A 17,874-nucleotide genomic window follows, 5' to 3' on the forward strand; every position below is an offset into this window, starting at 1 on the left:
TGCCTTGGGGAAGTCAAAAACGCGTTGGCCGACTGATCGCGAAATCCGCCTGCGATTTATCCTGTTTGCCGTGATTGACGTCGCGAGTGTTCAAGGCGTTTGCGCCGAACTGTTACTGCGTGCGCATAAACTGCTGCGTGATTCGCCCACGCAAGAGCAGTTGTGCGAAACCCTTGCTGAGATTCTGGCTGCCGAAGAAATGGTTGGCTTTCGGTTTACCCAGGGTTCAGAGGCGGATGAGTTGATGCAGACGCTGAATTTTCAGCGTGGTTAGATCGATTATTTCCTTATGGTTGGTCGCAATTCCTACAACGAATATCCATAACACCGCTTTCAATGCGTCCATGGATGAAGTGGGCGTAGTAGCGACGAATTCCACGTCACCACATCCGTGTCGGCTGTTTTCATCGACCAAGCCCGCCACTGAACATCCATTCCTGCTGCTCTGCCGACGTCTTGCGCGGTGGCCTGGCGTCTCTAGAATCGGCGCCAGAACTTAGCCATTTCCTGTCGATTACGGAGTTTCGAACATGATGAATGCAATGCAGATGCCGATGAACAACGCCATGCCCATGATGCCGATGATGGGCATGCCGATGATGATGGCCACGATGAAGTGCGAAATGGCCGCTGACGCCATGATGTGCACCATGAAACCTGCCGCCGGCATGGACATGGCTCAGTTCAAGAACAACGCTGAGATGATGGCGATGATGATGAACTGCGGCATGCCGATGATGATGCAGTGCGCCAATATGTCGATGATGTGCCTGTCGGCCGACGCCATGGCCATGATGAGCAACATGAACATGATGCCGATGATGGGCATGCCGATGCCGATGATGAAGTGCGTGATGGAATGCACCCTGATGGCCGACAGCATGATGTGCAAAATGATGCCAATGCCCGGCATGAGCATGGCCATGATGGAAAACTGCTGCATGCTCATGAACAAGATGATGAACGATTGCGCCATGCCGATGATGATGAGCTGCAATGGCATGCCGATGATGTGCTGCACCTGCTGACAGGTCTCGCGCAATAAAAAACGCCCCGACTTGTCGGGGCGTTTTGCATTCAGTCCAGCCGCTCAGGGTAAGTGATCACCAAAAAGGCCACCGCCTCACTGTCCGCCGGGTTGCGGTAGCGGTGGGGCTGGTCGGCGTAGAACAGGATCGAGTCACCGGTAGACAGCAGGTAGCGCTCGTCATTGACGCTCACCTCCAGCACACCTTGGGCCACTACCAGATTTTCCTGGATACCGGGACCATGGCCTTCGGAAACTTCCTCGCCCAACGCGCGAAGGCGGATCTCGTAAAACTCGGATTGGCGCGCCGTATCGTAGGGAAACAACGCACGGCTGATAAACGCGCCATCGGCACTCACCAGGCGCTTGCTCTGTCGCGCCGGCAACACCTCGACCCCTTCAAATGCGCGATCTTCCAGAAACGCCGCGACCGACACCTTCAACCCCTTGGCAATCTTGCACAGCACCTTGATCGACGGCACGCTGCGCCCGGATTCGATCTGCGCCAGCATCGCGCGGCTCACACCACAGGCGCGCGCCAGGCCGTCCAGGGACAAATGCCGTTTGCCGCGCAGGCGTTGCAGATTGTGCGCGACGCACAGGCTGATGACGTCGTCATCGGTATTCGGTTTGGGCAGGGGCGCGGGTGGGTCAGGCAGCACATGCAGGAAATTCATCGGCATTACGCCCGGCGAGTGTCGCTGGACGACGTCGCCTGTGCAGTAAACACCGCCAGCCCTGCGCGCGCCGCATACATCGCCCACATCAGCTCGGCCGCTGCGCGCGCCTGGCGGCGTTTACGGTGGAGCGTGAAGTCGATGACAGTGGCGGATGTTTGCATAGGGGCGGTCTCGTGGGGCGTGGGTGACTCAGTGGCTCCACAGTAATCTGCGCCGGTTATTTCTTTAAATACTGAGTTTGCATGTGTTAATTCGATTTTGGACTTAAGAAGTTCTGTTGCACGACGGTGCGGGTTCGTTAATCAGGAGTGACTTGCCGGGCGTCCCTGTCTTCCCATCTGGGCCCCGCCTTTTACATCCCCCGAATTCCAAGGACCCGCCCCATGTTGTTGCGCCAGCCTCCGCTCCTGTTTGCCGCCCTGACCTTAAGCTCACTGGTGCACGCCGAAGACCTGCAACTGGCCCCGGTCGAAGTCACCAGCAGCGAAGCCAGCGCCGGCGAAATTGCCGAGGCCCAGCTCAAGAGTGTGCCCGGTGGCACTAACTACATCGACATGAACAGCGTGCAGCAGGGGCGGGTCAGCACCAACGAAGACGTGTTCAAGTATCAGGCCGGGGTGTACGCCAAGGCGGCGAACAACGAAGGGGTGAAACTGTCGATCCGTGGTTCGGGCCTGAACCGCAGCCCCGGTTCCCACGGCTCGGGCTTGTATGAAATGTTCGACGGCCTGCCGCTGACCGGCCCTGGCGGCACGCCCTATGAATTGAAAGACCCGCTGTGGCAAAGCCGCGTCGAAGTGCTGCGCGGCGCCAACGGTTTCGATCAGGGCGCGTTGGCGTTGGGTGGCGCGGTCAACTACGTGACCCGTACCGGCTATGACGCGCCCAAGCTGCAACTGCGTTATGAGGCGGGCAGCAAAGGCTACGCCCAGCGCGAGATCAGCTCCGGCCAGGTGCTGGGAGATGCCGATTACTACATCAGCCTCACCGACTCCGAATCCGACGGCTACCAGCGCCAGAGCGCCGCCACGGGCAAGGGCATGGCGGCCAACTTTGGCTACCGTTTCAGCCCGGAACTGGAAACCCGTTTCTATTTGCGCTACCGCGAAACCACCAACGACACCCCGGGCAAACTCACCCGCGAGCAGATCAGCCACGACCCCCGCGCCGCCAACAGCCTCAACGCCGCCCGCGACTCCAAGCGCCTGCAACCGGGCTCGACCTGGATCGCCAACAAGACCACCTTGCAACTGGACGACAACTCCCGCGTCGAGTTCGGCCTGGCGTACCACGATTATCCGATGGACCTGCGCGAAGGCACGATTCGCCTGAAAGTCGCCTACACCGACATCAGCAGCACCCTTAATTACATCCGCCAGGACACCTTGTTCGGCCACGACAGCAAAACCACGATCGGCCTGCGCACCACCCAGGCGATGCCCAATAACGGTGGCGCGGAATACGTGCGCATACCGGCCGGCAACACCGCGACTTATGCCCCCGGCACCAAGACCCGCGACTACAGCTACCTGGGCTCCGACACCGTACTGCATATCGGTAACGACCTGGAGCTGGTGCCCGACCTGTGGCTGACCACCGGCCTCGCGGCGATCTACACCCGCCGCGAAACCGAAGTGACCTACCCGGACGCCCACGCTCCGCTGAGCCAGCACGACTGGGACTACGCGCCGCGCATCGGCCTGCGTTACGACTTCAACCCGCAACTGCAGGTGTACGGCAACCTGAGCCGCTCGGTCGAGCCGCCACATGCGTGGTCGATGATCTGGGGTTCCAACAAGTACTTCACCAGCGGCCCGGCCAAGGGCATGGCGCGCGAAGGCATAAGCCTGAAAAACCAGACCGCCACCACCCTGGAAGTCGGCGGTCGCGGCGAACACTGGTTCGGCCAATGGGACCTGGCGCTGTACCGCTCCGAAGTACGCCACGAACTGCTCACCGTGGAAACCCAGGCCCAGACAGGCACGACAAACGCCATCGTCGCCGAAAACAACGCCAGCCCCACCGTCCACCAAGGCCTGGAGCTGGGCCTGCTCAGCCCGCTGTGGGACGGCGGCCGCAACGGCAAGCTCGCCCTGCGGCAGGCCTATACCTTCAGCGACTTCCACTACCGTGACGACGACCGTTTTGGCGGCAACACCTTGCCGGGGATCCCCAAGCACTACTACCAGGGGCAACTGCGTTATAGCCATCCGACGGGGTTCTACGGCAGTTTCAACACCGAACATTCGTCAAAGGTGGCAGTGGATTACGCCAATTCCTACAGCGCCGCGTCCTACACGATTGTGGGCGCGACCGTTGGCTACGACGCGCCGAAACAGGACTGGCAAGCCTGGGTTGACCTGCGCAACCTCACCAACCGGCGTTACGCCAATACCATCACACCGGGCTATGACGACAAAGGCGTGGACATGGCGCGCTCCACGCCGGCGGATGGTCGCGGCATCTACACCGGTGTGTCCTGGAGCTGGCGCTGAGCCCCTGAGGCAACCCCCATTCCCTATGAGCGGGCTTTGATCGTTCCCACGCTCTGCGTGGGAATGCATCCCTGGACGCTCTGCGTCCGCTCTTCAAGGCGCGACGCAGAGCGTCACCGGCGGCGTTCCCACGCAGAGCGTGGGAACGATCAAGCAATGAGATGTGCTGCCCAGCGGTTCTTGCTCCTGCTCCGTTTTACTGGCATTGTTCGCGCAATTGGTAATATTTCCCATTTGAGAAGTTTTTGCGCATGCATGACATTCCGGCCGTGCTGGACGATTCAACCCGTCAGCAGACCCTTGCGGCAATGTACAGCGAGCACCATGGCTGGTTGCACAACTGGCTGCGCAAAAAACTGGGCTGTTCGCAATACGCCGCCGACCTTGCCCATGACGCGTTTATCCGTGTGCTGTTGCTCGCCGAGCCGCAAAACATCAAGGAACCCCGCGCCTTTCTCGCCACTACCGCCGGGCGCCTGCTGATCGATGGCGCGCGCCGCCGGCGTATCGAAAAAGCCTATAGGGAAGCCCTGGTGATCCAGTGCGAAGACGCCGGCATGCCCGATCCGGCCGCGATTCATGTGGCGCTGCAAGCCCTGGAGCGTATCGCCGAGATGCTCGCCGGTTTGCCTGTGAAGGCCCGCGAGGCGTTCCTGTTGAGCCGTCTCGACGGGCTGACCTACAGCGAGATCGCCACACGCCTGGAGGTGTCCTCTAGCACCGTCAAAAACTACATCTCCAGCGCCCTGGTGCACTGCTACCACAGCCTGCACGGAGCCGATCCTCTGTCATGACCAGCGAACAAATCATCCAGCAGGCGGCGAATTGGCTGACACGCCTGCACGACGAAGACGTCACTGAAGCGGACCACCAAGCCTTCCACACCTGGTGCGACGCCGACCCACGGCATGCCGTCGCCATCGAGCGCATGCGCGGCCTGTGGGGCAGCCTGGATACGTTGCCCGCCAAACCTGCGCGCCGTGCCCTCAACCGTGCGTTCGCGCCGCAACGCGCGCGTGGCGCCCAGGCGGTCGGCGTGCTCGGCCTGGTGCTCTGCGGTTGGTTCGGCCTGCAACACCTGCCGTTGTGGATGGCCGACCAACGCACCGGCGTCGGCGAACGCCGGCAGATCGCCCTCGAAGACGGCAGCCAGTTACAGCTCAACAGCAACTCGGCGGTGGACGTGAAGTTCGACGGCCATCAACGGGTGATCGAACTGCTGCAAGGCGAGTTGTGGGTAGAGGTGGCCAAGGATGCACAACGGCCGTTTGTGGTGCGCACAGACCAAGGCACGGCGACCGCGCTGGGCACCCGTTACCTGGTCAAGCGCGCGGCAGACGGTACGACCGTGGTGACGGTGATCGAGTCCACCGTGGCCGTCAAAGGTGATAGCCGCGATGAGGTCAAGGTCACGGCCGGCCAGCGTGCGATCCTCGATCACGGCCGCGCCCAACCCGCGCAAGCCACCGGCAGCGCCGACCCGGACGCCTGGACCCGTGGCCTGCTCAAGGTCAACGACCAGCCCCTCAGCGACGTCCTGCAAGCCCTGGCCAGCTACCGCCATGGCATGGTGCGTTTCGACCCCCAGGCGCTGCGCAACCTGCGGGTGTCCGGGGTGTTCAAGCTCGATGACACGGGCGCGGCGCTCGCGGCACTGGCGGACAATCTGCCGATCCAGGTGGAGTACTTCACCGACCTGCTGGTGGTGGTCAAGCCGCGTTAGCGTTCGGTTTGCCGCAGGCGTTTGTACAGGGTGTTGCGGCTGACACCCAGTTCCCGCGCCAGGTGGGAAATATTCCCGCCGAGCGCCTTCAAGCGTTGGTTCAAGTCGATGCTGTCATCCAGAGATTCACCGATTGGCAGTGGTGCGGGTAGGTGCAGGTCCACAAAAAAATCATCCGGCAAGTGTTCCGCACGGATCGGCTGCTCCTCGGCCATCGCCAGCGCCACCTGCAACACGCTGCTCACTTGGCGCAGATTTCCCGGCCACGGGTGCTGCTCGAACAGCGCCAGCACCTCGGCGCTCAGCCCGGCCCATTGGGTCGGTTCGCGGTGCTGCTGCCACAGTTGCTGGAACAACGCCTGCTTGTCGGTGCGTTCACGCAGGGGCGGCAGCTCCAGGGTCAGGCCGCCGATGCGGTAGTACAAATCCTCACGAAACCGCCCAGCCTGCACCCACTCCCGCAGGGCGCGGTTGGTGGCAGAGATAATGCGCAAATCCACCGGGAACAATTCACTGCTGCCTACAGGCTGCACGCACCGCTCCTGCAAGACCCGCAGTAACCGCGCCTGGGTTGGCAGCGGCATGTCGCCAATTTCATCGAGGAACAGCGTGCCCTTGTCGGCCTTGCGGATCAGGCCAATGCTGCCTTTCTGATTGGCGCCGGTGAACGCGCCTTTTTCGTAGCCGAACAGTTCCGATTCCACCAGCTCCGCAGGAATCGCCGCACAGTTCACCGCGATAAATGCCTGCTGGCTGCGGGAACTCGCCTGGTGCAGGGCTTTGACGAACACCTCTTTGCCCACCCCGGTTTCGCCGTGGATCAGCAGCGGGATGTCCTTCTCCAACAGGCGCTCGGCCTGGCGTACGGCTTTTTCCACGCGGGCGTCGCCGAAGTGCAAGGTCTTCAGCCCAATCGACGTCGGCTTTGGCGGCACTGGTTGTGTGAATACTCGCGCCTGCACCGGCATTTGCTTGGGCCGTTTCAACAGGCACTGGAACCGATTGCGTCCCGCCGCCTGCAAAGAGAACGGCAGTCCTTCCGGCTGGTTCAGCAACTCCAGCAGCGACACCTTGAACAAACTGTCGATCATCACCCGCGACAAACTGATACCCAGCAGGTTGTCCGCGCGACGGTTGGCCGACAGTACCTGGCCGCTGTCGTCAAAGATCAGCAGGCCGGCCCATTGGCTGTCCAGGTTGTTCAGGCCGGTGTTGAAGGTCAGCTGGAAATGCTCGCCGCGAAACAGGTTGAGGATCAGCCGGTTTTCCACGGTCTGGCTCATCATCTTGACCATGCCCAGGGTGTGGGAGGGCGGCAGGTAGCTGTCGCTGGACACGTCCAGCACGGCAATGATCTCGCGCTGCGCATCGAAAATCGGCGCCGCCGAACCGGTCATGAAACGGTTGGCCTTGAGGAAGTGTTCGTCATGCTCGATATGCACCGCCTGGGCACAGGCCAGCGCGGTGCCGATGGCATTGGTGCCGCTGGAGCGCTCGCGCCAGCTGGCGCCGGGGTTGAAGCCACGGGCCAGCTTCGGCTCGATGAAACGCTGGGTGCCCCACGACGTCAGCACCTGGCCCTGGTTGTCGGCCAGCATGATCAGGCAGTTGGAATTGCTCAGGATGTTTTCGTAGTAGGGCAGCACTTCCTGGTGGGTGGTCTGCACCAGGGAATGCTGGCTTTCCAGCAGTTGGCTGATGCCTTCGGCGGGCAGTTGGTCGAAGCTGGGGGCGCTTTGATGGTCCAGGCCAAACGCGCGGCAACGGCGCCAGGATTCCTGGATAAGGGTGTCGTGAGCCAAGGGTTCGGCCATGGGGTGACCTTCTTTTATTGTTATTTTTATACAGCCTTGCGCAGCTCCAATGTGGGAGCGGGCTTGCCCGCGATAGCGGTGGGTCAGTCACTGAATAGGCAAGCTGATACACCGTCATCGCGGGCAAGCCCGCTCCCACATGTTGCCTGTGTCGATGGCCAAGAGAGTGTTGTTCAGAACTGTTCATTGTCAACCCCCGGACTGTTCAGTTGTTCACCCGGATTGTTCACTCCTGAACATGCCATTCAAGCCAATTCCTCACACATCAAGCACTTGCAGCTTTGGCACGAAACTCGCTCTGACGAATGGCCAGATTCATTCCAATAATAAAAAGGTCGTGTCATGTCATTGACCCTGGAACACGTCTCCCGCGTCGTTGAAGGCCAAACCTGGATCGACGACGCCACCCTGCGTTTCGAGCCCGGTTCCTTTAACGTATTGCTTGGCCGCACCCTGTCCGGCAAGACCAGCCTGATGCGCCTGATGGCCGGCCTGGACAAGCCCGACAGCGGCCGCATCCTGATGAATGGCGTGGATGTCACCCACAAACCGGTGCGTTTGCGCAACGTGTCGATGGTGTATCAGCAGTTCATCAACTACCCGACCATGACCGTCTTCGAAAACATCGCCTCGCCCTTGCGCCAGGCCGGTGTAAGCAGTGAGCTGATCCAGAGCAAAGTGCTCGAAACCGCCAGAATGTTGCGCATCGAGAAGTTTCTGCAGCGTCATCCGCTGGAGCTGTCTGGTGGCCAGCAGCAACGCACGGCCATGGCCCGCGCGCTGGTCAAGGATGCCGAGCTGATCCTGTTCGATGAGCCGCTGGTGAACCTGGACTACAAACTGCGTGAAGAACTGCGTCAGGAAATGCGCGAGCTGTTCAAGGCGCGCCACACCATCGCCATCTACGCCACCACCGAACCCAACGAAGCGCTGGCACTGGGGGGCACCACCACCATCCTTCATGAGGGCCGGGTGATCCAGAGCGGCAAGGCGGCCGAGGTGTATCACCAGCCGCAGAGTGTGCTCGCCGCCGAGTTGTTTTCCGAGCCGCCGATCAACCTGATGCCGGGGCGCATCAGTGGCAACGAAGTGAGTTTTGCCAATTTCGTGCACTTTCCGCTGAACGTCGATTTGCGTCCCATCGGCGAAGGTGAATTCCGTTTTGGTGTGCGCCCCAGCCATATCAGCCTGGTGCCGAGCAACGACGACGACCTGGAACTGGCGGTGACCGTGGAAGTCGCCGAGATCAGCGGTTCGGAAACCTTCCTGCATGTGCGCAGCGAACATTTCCTGCTGGTGCTGCATCTGCCGGGGGTGCATGAATACGACGTCGACGCGCCGATCCGCGTGTATATCCCCACCCATAAACTGTTTGTGTTCGATAGCCAGGGCCGTCTGGTCCAGGCCCCCGGGCGCCGTGTTGCGAGGGTTGCCTGATGGCCGAGATCCATTTGCAGAACCTGGCGCACAGCTACAGCCCTACGCCGAGTGGGCCTGAAGACTACGCGATTCGGGCAATGAACCATGTGTGGGAGCAGGGCGGTGCCTACGCCTTGCTGGGGCCATCCGGCTGCGGGAAATCGACCCTGCTCAACATCATCTCCGGCCTGCTCAGCCCGTCTGAAGGCCAGGTGCTGTTCGACAGCAAAGTGGTCAACGACCTCACCCCGGAAAAACGCAACATTGCCCAGGTGTTCCAGTTCCCGGTGGTGTACGACACCATGACGGTGTTCGACAACCTGGCCTTCCCGCTGCGCAACCAGGGCATGGCGGAGGCGAAAATTCACAGCAAGGTGCAGGAAATCGCCGAAGTCCTCGACCTGCAAAACCTGCTGTCCAAGAAAGCCCGCAACCTCACAGCCGACGAAAAACAGAAAGTCTCCATGGGCCGTGGCCTGGTGCGTGACGATGTGTCGGCGATCCTCTTCGATGAACCGCTGACGGTGATCGACCCGCACCTCAAGTGGAAGCTGCGGCGCAAGCTCAAGCAGATCCACGAGCAGTTCAACATCACCATGGTCTACGTCACCCATGACCAACTGGAAGCCTCCACCTTCGCCGACAAGATCGCGGTGATGTACGGCGGGCAGATCGTGCAGTTCGGCACGCCCCGCGAGTTGTTCGAGCGGCCCAGCCACACGTTTGTCGGCTATTTCATTGGCAGCCCTGGGATGAATCTGATCGAGGTGCAGGCCGAGGCGGGCGGGGTGCGGTTTGCCGGGACTCATCTGCCGTTGTCCGCGGCGATTGCGCAGCGCATCAGCGACACGTCCTACAAGAAATTGCAGGTCGGCATCCGCCCGGAATTTATCCATGTGTGGGACGAGTACAACCCTGACGCCCTGCAAGCCGATATCACTCATCTGGAGGATCTCGGCACCTACAAGATCATGACCCTCAACCTCGACGGCACGCTGTTGAAAGTGCGCCTGGCCGAAGACAAACCAGTGCCAGAGGGCAAGGCCTCCATCAGCTTTCCTGCGCAGTGGCTGATGGTCTACGCCGACGATTACCTACTGGAGGGGCAGCCATGAACAAGGTGCAGAACAACAAGGCGTGGTGGCTGGTACTGCCGGTATTTCTGCTGGTGGCATTCAGCGCAGTGATCCCGATGATGACGGTGGTCAACTACTCGGTACAGGACATTTTCGACCAGTCCAGCCGCTACTTCGTCGGTGCCGACTGGTACAAACAGGTCCTGCTCGACCCGCGCCTGCATGACTCATTGTTGCGCCAGTTCATTTACTCGGCGTGTGTACTGCTGATTGAAATCCCCCTGGGCATTGCCATCGCCCTGACCATGCCGACCAAGGGCCGCTGGTCATCGCTGGTGCTGATCATCCTGGCTATTCCGCTGCTGATCCCGTGGAACGTGGTGGGCACTATCTGGCAGATCTTCGGCCGTGCGGATATTGGTTTGTTGGGTTACAGCCTCAACGCCATGGGCATCAGCTACAACTACGCGGCCAACACGGCGGACGCCTGGGTCACTGTGCTGGTGATGGACGTGTGGCATTGGACATCCCTGGTTGCGCTGCTGTGCTACTCGGGACTACGGGCCATCCCGGATGTGTACTACCAGGCGGCGCGGATCGATCGCGCATCGGCCTGGGCGGTGTTCCGACATATCCAGTTGCCGAAGATGAAAAGCGTGCTGTTGATCGCGGTGATGCTGCGCTTCATGGACAGCTTCATGATCTACACCGAGCCCTTCGTACTGACCGGCGGCGGGCCGGGTAACGCCACCACCTTCCTCAGCCAGACGCTCACCCAAATGGCTGTAGGTCAATTCGACCTGGGGCCGGCCGCCGCGTTTTCCCTGGTGTACTTCCTGATCATCCTGTTGGTGTCCTGGCTGTTCTACACCGCCATGACCCATTCCGACGCCAACCGCTGAGGCCGCCAACATGAGCAAGCGTCTTACGTTTATGAAGAAAGTGATCCCCCTGCTGATCTACATCCTGTTCCTGCTGGTGCCGATCTACTGGCTGCTGAACATGTCCTTCAAGAGCAACACCGAAATCCTCGGCGGGCTGACGCTGTTTCCGCAGGACTTCACCCTGGCGAACTACAAGGTGATCTTTACCGACCCGAGCTGGTACACCGGTTACCTCAACTCGCTGTACTACGTGAGCCTGAACACGGTGATCTCCCTGAGCGTGGCGTTGCCGGCGGCCTATGCGTTTTCGCGCTACCGTTTCCTGGGCGACAAGCACCTGTTCTTCTGGCTGCTGACCAACCGCATGGCGCCGCCGGCGGTGTTTTTGCTGCCGTTTTTTCAGCTGTATTCGTCGATTGGTCTGTTTGATACCCATATCGCCGTGGCCCTGGCCCACTGTTTGTTCAACGTGCCGTTGGCGGTGTGGATTCTTGAGGGGTTCATGTCCGGCGTGCCGAAGGAAATCGACGAAACGGCCTACATCGACGGCTACTCGTTTCCGAAGTTTTTCGTGAAGATCTTTATCCCGCTGATCGGCTCAGGCATCGGCGTCACCGCGTTTTTCTGCTTTATGTTTTCCTGGGTCGAATTGCTGCTGGCACGCACCCTGACCTCGGTCAACGCCAAGCCCATCGCGGCGGTGATGACCCGCACCGTCTCGGCGTCGGGGATCGATTGGGGCGTGCTGGCAGCGGCGGGGGTGTTGACCATCCTGCCCGGCATGCTGGTGATCTGGTTTGTTCGCAACCACGTGGCCAAGGGCTTTGCCCTCGGCCGGGTCTGAGGAGTCGATGATGGAATGGATGGCCTGGACCACCCCAACCGCACTGTTCTTCGGTGGCATCGCGCTGATTCTGGCGGGCATGACCACCTGGGAACTGCGTTCGCCGAGTATTCCCCGGCGCGGTTTTTTGCCGATCAGCACCACCCGTGGTGATCGTTTGTTTATCGGTCTTCTCGGCAGCGCCTACCTGCATTTGCTGGTAATCGGCGTCACCGGCTGGAGCATCTGGGCGGCGACTGCGCTGTCCCTGGTGTGGCTGTTGAGCGTGATGCGTTGGGGCTAGTGCCCTTATGAATAAACAACCAGGAGGTCTCTATGTTCGATAAAAACAATAAGCTGCGACATAGCATTTCATTGGCCGCCGTACTGGCCCTCAGCGGTTTGAGTGCCTCGGCCTGGGCCGATGCGTACGAAGATGCCGCGAAAAAATGGATCGGCAGCGAGTTCAAGCCATCAACGCTCACGGCCGAGCAGCAGCTAGAAGAGTTGAAATGGTTTATCAAGGCGTCGGAACCGTTCCGTGGGATGAAGATCAACGTGGTGTCGGAAACCCTCACCACCCACGAGTACGAATCCAAGGTGCTGGCCAAGGCTTTCAGCGAAATCACCGGGATCAAGCTGACCCACGACCTGCTACAGGAAGGCGACGTGGTGGAAAAACTGCAAACCCAGATGCAGTCCGACAAAAACATCTATGACGGCTGGGTCAACGATTCCGACTTGATCGGTACGCACTTTCGCTATGGCAAGACCGAATCCATTACCGACTTGATGGCCAATGAGGGCAAGGACTTCACCTCGCCGACCCTGGACCTGAAGGACTTTATCGGCCTGTCCTTCACCACCGCACCGGACGGCAAGATCTACCAGTTGCCCGACCAGCAATTCGCCAACCTGTACTGGTTCCGCGCCGATTGGTTCGAACGCGCGGACCTGAAAGCCAAGTTCAAGGAAAAGTACGGCTATGACCTCGGCGTGCCGGTGAACTGGTCGGCCTACGAAGACATCGCCAAATTCTTCAGCGAAGACGTCAAGGAAATTGACGGCAAGCGCGTGTATGGACACATGGACTACGGCAAGAAAGACCCGTCCCTCGGCTGGCGCTTCACCGATGCCTGGTTCTCCATGGCCGGTGGCGGCGACAAAGGCCTGCCCAACGGCCTACCCGTGGACGAGTGGGGCATTCGTGTCGAGGACTGCCATCCGGTGGGCTCCAGCGTGACCCGTGGTGGCGACACCAACGGCCCGGCGGCGGTGTTCGCCACGCAAAAATACGTGGACTGGATGAAGGCCTACGCGCCACCGGAAGCGGCGGGCATGACCTTCTCCGAGTCCGGCCCGGTGCCATCCCAAGGCAATATCGCCCAGCAGATCTTCTGGTACACCGCGTTTACCGCTGACATGGTCAAGCCAGGCCTGCCGGTGGTGAATGCCGATGGCACGCCAAAATGGCGCATGGCGCCGTCGCCTGTCGGACCTTACTGGGAAAAGGGCATGAAGAAGGGCTATCAGGACGTAGGCTCCTGGACCTTCCTCAAATCCACCCCGGAAAAACAGAAACTCGCGGCGTGGCTCTACGCCCAGTTCGTGACCTCGAAAACCGTCTCGCTGAAGAAAACCATCGTCGGCCTGACGCCGATTCGTGAGTCCGACATCAACTCCCAGGCCATGACCGACATGGCGCCGAAACTGGGTGGCCTGGTGGAGTTCTACCGCAGCCCGGCCCGCACCGAGTGGTCACCAACCGGCACCAACGTGCCGGACTACCCGCGCCTGGCGCAGCTGTGGTGGAGCAACATCGCCGCCGCCGCCAGCGGCGAGAAAACCCCGCAGCAAGCGCTGGACAACCTGGCCAAGGAGCAAGACGCGATCATGACGCGCCTGGAACGCTCCAAGGTGCAACCGGTGTGCGGGCCGAAAATGAACCCCGAGCGTGACGCGCAGTACTGGTTCGACCAGCCGGGTGCGCCGAAGCCGAAACTGGCGAACGAAAAACCGAAAGGCGAGACCGTGGCTTACGGTGACCTGCTCAAGCAGTGGGAGGCGGCGCGCAAGTAAACGAGTTGGATAAAACAAAACGGCACTCAGGTGCCGTTTTGTTTGGATTGAAATACATACCTCAGTACAAAGCGATCAAATGTGGGAACTGGCAAGCCAGCTCCCACAATAGTCCTGCGCTTACTGACGACCTTTGTTCGCCGCCAAAATCCGCGCCGTATCCCGCGCCGGCGGCAGGCCAAACACCCGCGCATAGTCCCGGCTGAACTGGGTCGCGCTTTCATACCCCACCTCAAACGCTGCGCTGGTCACGCTGCTCGCACTGGCCACCATCAAGGTGCGCGCCTGTAACAAGCGCACGCGCTTCTGATACTGCAACGGGCTCAGGTTGGTCACCGCCTTGAAGTGGCGGTGAAACGCCGAAACGCTCATGGTTGCCATTGATGCCAGCGCGTCAACGCGAATCGGTTCGGCAAAGTCACGGCGAATCCACTGGATGGCTCGGCTGACCCGCGCCATGGCCGTATCCGGTGCGGCAATCTCGCGCAACATCCAGCCGTGGGGGCCTTGCAATACGTGATAGAGGATTTCCCGCTCATAAGCCGGCGCCAAGGCGGCAATCGCGACGGGATCGCCCATCAGGCGCAGCATGCGCAGCCAGGCGTCCATCAGCGCGGGCGTGACGGCCGCCACCGAAAAACCCGCTTCCTGCTCGCAGCGTCCGCTGGGTGCAGGCAGGTCGCTGAGCAGTGTGGTCAGCACGGTCGGGTCCAGGGTCAAGCTCACCGCCAAGTAAGGCTCGCCGGTACTCGCCGGGTTCACCACCCCCACGGCGGGCAACTCGATGGACATCACAAAATACGTCGCCGGGTCGTAATGCAAGGTGCGGTCGCCGACGGTCATGCACTTACTGCCCTGTAGGATCAGGTTGATCATCGGGTCATACACGGCCGCGAGCATATGCTCGGGAATTGCCCCCTGGACCATCGCCACGCGCGGGATGCCGGTCTCGGTGCGGCGGTTTTCGGCGTTTGCGGCCAAGGCGCGCAGTTCGATCAATTGAGTATTCATGATGGCCATGCTGTTCCTTCCTTCGGACCCTACGCAAGCAAAAAGCAGAAACAGGCAGGATTGAAGTAGGAACGGCTGAGTTGCCGGGTAGGGCGAGGGCTACTGTGCTCACTCAACTTTTCAGCAGTGGAGCAGGCCATGAGCGTCATCGTGATTACCGGAGGCAGCCGCGGGATCGGTGCCAGTACCGCCGAGTTGTGTGCTCGCCAAGGCCATGGCGTGATTCTCACCTACAACCGCAACCCGGCTGCGGCGCAGGCGGTGGTGCAGCGGATCGAAGCCGCCGGTGGCAAGGCCGTAGCGCTGGCATTGGATGTTGCCGCTGTCAGTACATTCGCCACTTTCCGCGAAACGCTGGTGCAAGCCTTGGACACCACCTGGGGCGTCAGCACCTTGAGCGGCCTGGTGAACAACGCCGGCTATGGCCTGTTCAACCCCCTGGAGTCGGTGACCGAGGCGCAGTTCGACGGCCTGTTCAGCGTGCACCTGAAAGGGCCGTTTTTCCTGACCCAGGCTTTACTGCCGTTGCTGGAAGAGCACGCCAGCATCGTCAACCTCACCAGTGCCACCACCCGTGTTGCGACCGCAGGCGTGGCGCCTTACGCCGCATTCAAAGGTGGTCTGGATGTACTCACCCGCTACATGGCCAAGGAATTCGGCGAGCGGCGGATTCGCGCCAATGCTGTTTCGCCCGGCGCCATCCGCACCGAACTGGGCGGTGGCTTGAACGATGAGTTCGAGGCCCTGTTGGCCGGGCAAACCGCACTCGGTCGTGTCGGAGAGCCTGAAGACGTGGCGCGGGTAATCGCGCTGTTGTTGTCGGAAGAAACCCGTTGGATCAATGCCCAGACGATTGAAGTCGCGGGCGGCTACATCATCTGAATCGCGAGGCCACATCATGCTGGATCATCTGTTTATCTCGGTCAGCGACATCGAGCGCTCTGTACGCTTTTACGAAGCCACCCTCAAACCCTTGGGCATCACTGCGCGGCTTGACTACGACGGCAAGGACGGGCCACCCGGCCACCCGGACCTGAAGGGCTTTGGCGCCCATGGGCGGATGTTCTTCTGGCTGCGTGAAGGCGTGGTCGAAGGGCGAGCAGTGCATGTGGGCTTTGTCGCCAACAACCGAGCCGAGGTGGAAAAGGCCTACGCTGCGGCCCTGGACAACGGCGCCATCGATAACGGCGCACCGGGTGCGCGCTTGCATTACGACCCCAACTACTACGCGGCCAACGTCCTCGATCCGGACGGCTACAGCCTTGAATTCGTCTACAAAAACTGGCAGCACACCCTATGAAAACCCTGATGATCTACGGCGCCACCGGCTATACCGGGCGCATGGCGGCCGAGCATGCCAAGCAGCTCGGCCTGAACCTGGTGATCGCTGGCCGCAACGTCGAGCGCCTGGCATCCCTGGCCGCAGAGCTGGACGTGCCGTATCGCGTGTTTGCGGCAGATGCCAGCCAGTTGCAGGGCATCGACGTGCTGCTCAACTTCGCCGGCCCGTTCGCCCACACCGCCGAACCCTTGATGCGCGCCTGCATGACCAGCGGCACCGACTACCTGGACATCACCGCCGAAATCAATGTGTACCGCCTGGCCGAACAGCTCGGCGCCGGGGCGGATGTGATGCTGCTGCCCGGCGTGGGCTGGGACGTGGTGCCCACTGACTGCCTGGCGATGCACGTCGCCCGCCGCGTGCCGCAGCCGCAGTCGCTGAAAATCGCCTTGCAGGTGCCGGGCGCGATGTCCCGGGGCTCGGCGCTGAGTGTCGGCGAGATCATCGGCGCCGGGGTGATGGCGCGCATCGACGGCGAATTGCTGGCCACCCCGGACGCGCAATCGCAGCTCCTGGACTTTGGCGACGGCCCTGCGTTGTGCGCACCGTTGTCGTTTGGCGACCTGATTACGGCCTGGCATTCCAGCGCCATCCCGAACATCGCGATGTTCGTGCATATCACCGGGGAAGCCTTCCCCGAAGGCGACCTGTCGCTACTGCCCGACGGCCCCACCCAGGCCCAGCGCGACGCCCATCGTGCCCGTGCCGTGGCCGAAGTCACGGGCATCGATGGCATGGTTGCTCGATCGGTGATCGAAACCGTCAACGGCTACAGCTACACCCCATTGGCTGCCGTGGAAGCGGCGCGTCGAGTACTTGGCGGCGAACGCCGATCCGGCTTTGAAACCCCGGCAAAGCTATTTGGCGTGGGCTTTGCCAAGACCATCGACGGCACTCAAATCACTGATTATTGAACTCACAGGAATTGCGCCATGACTGATCTGCAAACAGCCGCTGAAAACAGCGCGGTGATCGACACCCTGCATCGCTTCGCGGCAGGTATTGACCTGAAGGACTCGGCCCTGCTTGCCTCGGCATTCACCGCCACCGCCATCTCGGACTTCCGCCCGGCCGCCGCCAAGGCCGGCTTTGAATACCCGGTGCTGGAAGGGCGCGACAGCATCGTCGGCGCGCTGTACGCCGCGCTCGGCCAGCTCGATACCACGCACTCGGTGAGCAACGCACGGGTCACCCTCGACGGTGATAACGCGCGGCTGGATGCGTTGGTGGAAGCGCAGCACGTGCCGCAAAGCGATCCTTCGCGGCATTACTTGATGAAGAATCGCTATGACGTTGAGTTGGTGCGGGAGGAGGGCGTATGGCTGATCCAGCGCGTGACCGTGGATAACGTCTGGCGCTCGGGCGATCCGGCAGTCCTGGCCGGAACCTGATGACCTTGTGGCGAGGGAGCTTGCTCCCGCTGGGTCGCGAAGCGGCCCCAAAAAGCGGGAGCGCTACGCACTCCAGCGGGAGCAAGCTCCCTCGCCACAGCGGTTCGCAG

19 protein-coding genes are annotated in these 17,874 nt (G+C 61.0%); 15 read left to right on the plus strand and 4 right to left on the minus strand.

What is annotated here, in order from left to right; all coding sequences use genetic code 11:
- Positions 1-4: 4 nt before the first annotated feature.
- Together J1G37_RS17995 and J1G37_RS29030 are read left to right on the plus strand one after the other, a co-directional pair.
- Positions 5-274, plus strand: coding sequence for a hypothetical protein (locus J1G37_RS17995; RefSeq protein ID WP_207043937.1), 270 nt, complete (start codon positions 5-7; stop codon positions 272-274).
- Positions 275-530: 256 nt separating this feature from the next.
- Positions 531-1,028, plus strand: coding sequence for a hypothetical protein (locus J1G37_RS29030; protein WP_242551632.1), 498 nt, complete (start codon positions 531-533; stop codon positions 1,026-1,028).
- Positions 1,029-1,077: 49 nt separating this feature from the next.
- Here the strand turns inward: J1G37_RS29030 and J1G37_RS18005 are convergent, their stop codons facing one another.
- Positions 1,078-1,704, minus strand: coding sequence for an XRE family transcriptional regulator (locus tag J1G37_RS18005; RefSeq protein ID WP_207043940.1), 627 nt, complete (start codon positions 1,702-1,704; stop codon positions 1,078-1,080).
- 5 nt (positions 1,705-1,709) lie between these two features.
- Positions 1,710-1,868 carry a hypothetical protein gene (locus J1G37_RS18010; RefSeq protein ID WP_177414112.1) on the minus strand — a complete coding sequence of 53 codons (159 nt, stop codon included), beginning with the start codon at positions 1,866-1,868 and terminating at the stop codon, positions 1,710-1,712.
- Between the two features lie 222 nt (positions 1,869-2,090).
- On the opposite strand from J1G37_RS18010, the gene J1G37_RS18015 reads away from it, so the two are divergent.
- The 3 genes from J1G37_RS18015 to J1G37_RS18025 all read left to right on the plus strand — a co-directional run bounded on the left by J1G37_RS18015 (position 2,091) and on the right by J1G37_RS18025 (position 5,925).
- A complete protein-coding gene (locus tag J1G37_RS18015; protein WP_207043942.1) occupies positions 2,091-4,202 on the plus strand; it encodes a TonB-dependent receptor in 2,112 nt (703 codons plus the stop codon).
- Positions 4,203-4,453: 251 nt separating this feature from the next.
- Positions 4,454-4,996, plus strand: a complete 543-nt coding sequence (locus J1G37_RS18020) for a sigma-70 family RNA polymerase sigma factor (protein ID WP_207043944.1) — start codon at positions 4,454-4,456, stop codon at positions 4,994-4,996.
- Positions 4,993-5,925 carry a FecR family protein gene (locus J1G37_RS18025; protein ID WP_207043946.1) on the plus strand — a complete coding sequence of 311 codons (933 nt, stop codon included), beginning with the start codon at positions 4,993-4,995 and terminating at the stop codon, positions 5,923-5,925. The genes J1G37_RS18020 and J1G37_RS18025 overlap by 4 nt, the downstream gene beginning before the upstream one ends.
- Here J1G37_RS18025 and J1G37_RS18030 read toward each other — a convergent pair.
- Complete coding sequence (locus J1G37_RS18030) at positions 5,922-7,739, minus strand: sigma-54-dependent Fis family transcriptional regulator (RefSeq protein ID WP_207043948.1); 1,818 nt, start codon at positions 7,737-7,739, stop codon at positions 5,922-5,924. The two genes, J1G37_RS18025 and J1G37_RS18030, sit on opposite strands and share 4 nt — an antisense overlap.
- A 342-nt stretch (positions 7,740-8,081) precedes the next feature.
- On the opposite strand from J1G37_RS18030, the gene J1G37_RS18035 reads away from it, so the two are divergent.
- From J1G37_RS18035 to J1G37_RS18060, 6 genes are read left to right on the plus strand one after another with little or no spacing between them, the layout of a single operon-like run.
- A complete protein-coding gene (locus J1G37_RS18035) occupies positions 8,082-9,176 on the plus strand; it encodes an ABC transporter ATP-binding protein (RefSeq protein WP_207043952.1) in 1,095 nt (364 codons plus the stop codon).
- Positions 9,176-10,273, plus strand: a complete 1,098-nt coding sequence (locus J1G37_RS18040) for an ABC transporter ATP-binding protein (protein ID WP_207043955.1) — start codon at positions 9,176-9,178, stop codon at positions 10,271-10,273. Before J1G37_RS18035 ends, J1G37_RS18040 begins: the two co-directional genes overlap by 1 nt.
- Positions 10,270-11,136 carry a sugar ABC transporter permease gene (locus J1G37_RS18045; protein WP_122511609.1) on the plus strand — a complete coding sequence of 289 codons (867 nt, stop codon included), beginning with the start codon at positions 10,270-10,272 and terminating at the stop codon, positions 11,134-11,136. The genes J1G37_RS18040 and J1G37_RS18045 overlap by 4 nt, the downstream gene beginning before the upstream one ends.
- 10 nt (positions 11,137-11,146) lie before the next feature.
- The gene (locus J1G37_RS18050; protein ID WP_124527973.1) at positions 11,147-11,962 is read left to right on the plus strand and encodes a carbohydrate ABC transporter permease; all 816 of its coding nucleotides are present in this window, start codon (positions 11,147-11,149) and stop codon (positions 11,960-11,962) included.
- 10 nt (positions 11,963-11,972) lie between these two features.
- On the plus strand, positions 11,973-12,245 hold the full coding sequence (locus J1G37_RS18055; RefSeq protein ID WP_017735080.1) for a DUF2160 domain-containing protein: 273 nt from the start codon (positions 11,973-11,975) through the stop codon (positions 12,243-12,245).
- Between the two features lie 32 nt (positions 12,246-12,277).
- Positions 12,278-14,020 (plus strand): ABC transporter substrate-binding protein, encoded by a 1,743-nt coding sequence (locus J1G37_RS18060; protein ID WP_207043957.1) that lies wholly within the window; start codon positions 12,278-12,280, stop codon positions 14,018-14,020.
- Between the two features lie 120 nt (positions 14,021-14,140).
- Here J1G37_RS18060 and J1G37_RS18065 read toward each other — a convergent pair whose 3' ends face one another.
- Positions 14,141-15,031, minus strand: a complete 891-nt coding sequence (locus J1G37_RS18065; RefSeq protein ID WP_207044027.1) for an AraC family transcriptional regulator — start codon at positions 15,029-15,031, stop codon at positions 14,141-14,143.
- A gap of 138 nt (positions 15,032-15,169) precedes the next feature.
- On the opposite strand from J1G37_RS18065, the gene J1G37_RS18070 reads away from it, so the two are divergent.
- From J1G37_RS18070 to J1G37_RS18085, 4 genes are read left to right on the plus strand one after another with little or no spacing between them, the layout of a single operon-like run.
- Positions 15,170-15,913 (plus strand): SDR family oxidoreductase, encoded by a 744-nt coding sequence (locus J1G37_RS18070; RefSeq protein ID WP_207043960.1) that lies wholly within the window; start codon positions 15,170-15,172, stop codon positions 15,911-15,913.
- 16 nt (positions 15,914-15,929) lie between these two features.
- A complete protein-coding gene (locus J1G37_RS18075) occupies positions 15,930-16,331 on the plus strand; it encodes a VOC family protein (protein ID WP_124527976.1) in 402 nt (133 codons plus the stop codon).
- Positions 16,328-17,287, plus strand: a complete 960-nt coding sequence (locus J1G37_RS18080) for a saccharopine dehydrogenase NADP-binding domain-containing protein (protein WP_207043962.1) — start codon at positions 16,328-16,330, stop codon at positions 17,285-17,287. The genes J1G37_RS18075 and J1G37_RS18080 overlap by 4 nt, the downstream gene beginning before the upstream one ends.
- A gap of 18 nt (positions 17,288-17,305) precedes the next feature.
- Complete coding sequence (locus tag J1G37_RS18085) at positions 17,306-17,764, plus strand: nuclear transport factor 2 family protein (protein WP_207043964.1); 459 nt, start codon at positions 17,306-17,308, stop codon at positions 17,762-17,764.
- Positions 17,765-17,874 lie beyond the last annotated feature (110 nt).

It is taken from the genome of Pseudomonas sp. Marseille-Q1929 (assembly GCF_017316265.1).
Lineage (GTDB): Bacteria > Pseudomonadota > Gammaproteobacteria > Pseudomonadales > Pseudomonadaceae > Aquipseudomonas.

What these genes read in the sequence shown, in the direction of transcription:
- J1G37_RS29030 (WP_242551632.1), top strand. Translation starts at nt 531, where the DNA reads ATGATGAATGCAATGCAGATGCCGATGAACAACGCCATGCCCATGATG.
- J1G37_RS18005 (WP_207043940.1), bottom strand. Translation starts at nt 1,704, where the DNA reads ATGAATTTCCTGCATGTGCTGCCTGACCCACCCGCGCCCCTGCCCAAA.
- J1G37_RS18010 (WP_177414112.1), bottom strand. Translation starts at nt 1,868, where the DNA reads ATGCAAACATCCGCCACTGTCATCGACTTCACGCTCCACCGTAAACGC.
- J1G37_RS18015 (WP_207043942.1), top strand. Translation starts at nt 2,091, where the DNA reads ATGTTGTTGCGCCAGCCTCCGCTCCTGTTTGCCGCCCTGACCTTAAGC.
- J1G37_RS18020 (WP_207043944.1), top strand. Translation starts at nt 4,454, where the DNA reads ATGCATGACATTCCGGCCGTGCTGGACGATTCAACCCGTCAGCAGACC.
- J1G37_RS18025 (WP_207043946.1), top strand. Translation starts at nt 4,993, where the DNA reads ATGACCAGCGAACAAATCATCCAGCAGGCGGCGAATTGGCTGACACGC.
- J1G37_RS18030 (WP_207043948.1), bottom strand. Translation starts at nt 7,739, where the DNA reads ATGGCCGAACCCTTGGCTCACGACACCCTTATCCAGGAATCCTGGCGC.
- J1G37_RS18035 (WP_207043952.1), top strand. Translation starts at nt 8,082, where the DNA reads ATGTCATTGACCCTGGAACACGTCTCCCGCGTCGTTGAAGGCCAAACC.
- J1G37_RS18040 (WP_207043955.1), top strand. Translation starts at nt 9,176, where the DNA reads ATGGCCGAGATCCATTTGCAGAACCTGGCGCACAGCTACAGCCCTACG.
- J1G37_RS18045 (WP_122511609.1), top strand. Translation starts at nt 10,270, where the DNA reads ATGAACAAGGTGCAGAACAACAAGGCGTGGTGGCTGGTACTGCCGGTA.
- J1G37_RS18050 (WP_124527973.1), top strand. Translation starts at nt 11,147, where the DNA reads ATGAGCAAGCGTCTTACGTTTATGAAGAAAGTGATCCCCCTGCTGATC.
- J1G37_RS18055 (WP_017735080.1), top strand. Translation starts at nt 11,973, where the DNA reads ATGGAATGGATGGCCTGGACCACCCCAACCGCACTGTTCTTCGGTGGC.
- J1G37_RS18060 (WP_207043957.1), top strand. Translation starts at nt 12,278, where the DNA reads ATGTTCGATAAAAACAATAAGCTGCGACATAGCATTTCATTGGCCGCC.
- J1G37_RS18065 (WP_207044027.1), bottom strand. Translation starts at nt 15,031, where the DNA reads ATGAATACTCAATTGATCGAACTGCGCGCCTTGGCCGCAAACGCCGAA.
- J1G37_RS18070 (WP_207043960.1), top strand. Translation starts at nt 15,170, where the DNA reads ATGAGCGTCATCGTGATTACCGGAGGCAGCCGCGGGATCGGTGCCAGT.
- J1G37_RS18075 (WP_124527976.1), top strand. Translation starts at nt 15,930, where the DNA reads ATGCTGGATCATCTGTTTATCTCGGTCAGCGACATCGAGCGCTCTGTA.
- J1G37_RS18080 (WP_207043962.1), top strand. Translation starts at nt 16,328, where the DNA reads ATGAAAACCCTGATGATCTACGGCGCCACCGGCTATACCGGGCGCATG.
- J1G37_RS18085 (WP_207043964.1), top strand. Translation starts at nt 17,306, where the DNA reads ATGACTGATCTGCAAACAGCCGCTGAAAACAGCGCGGTGATCGACACC.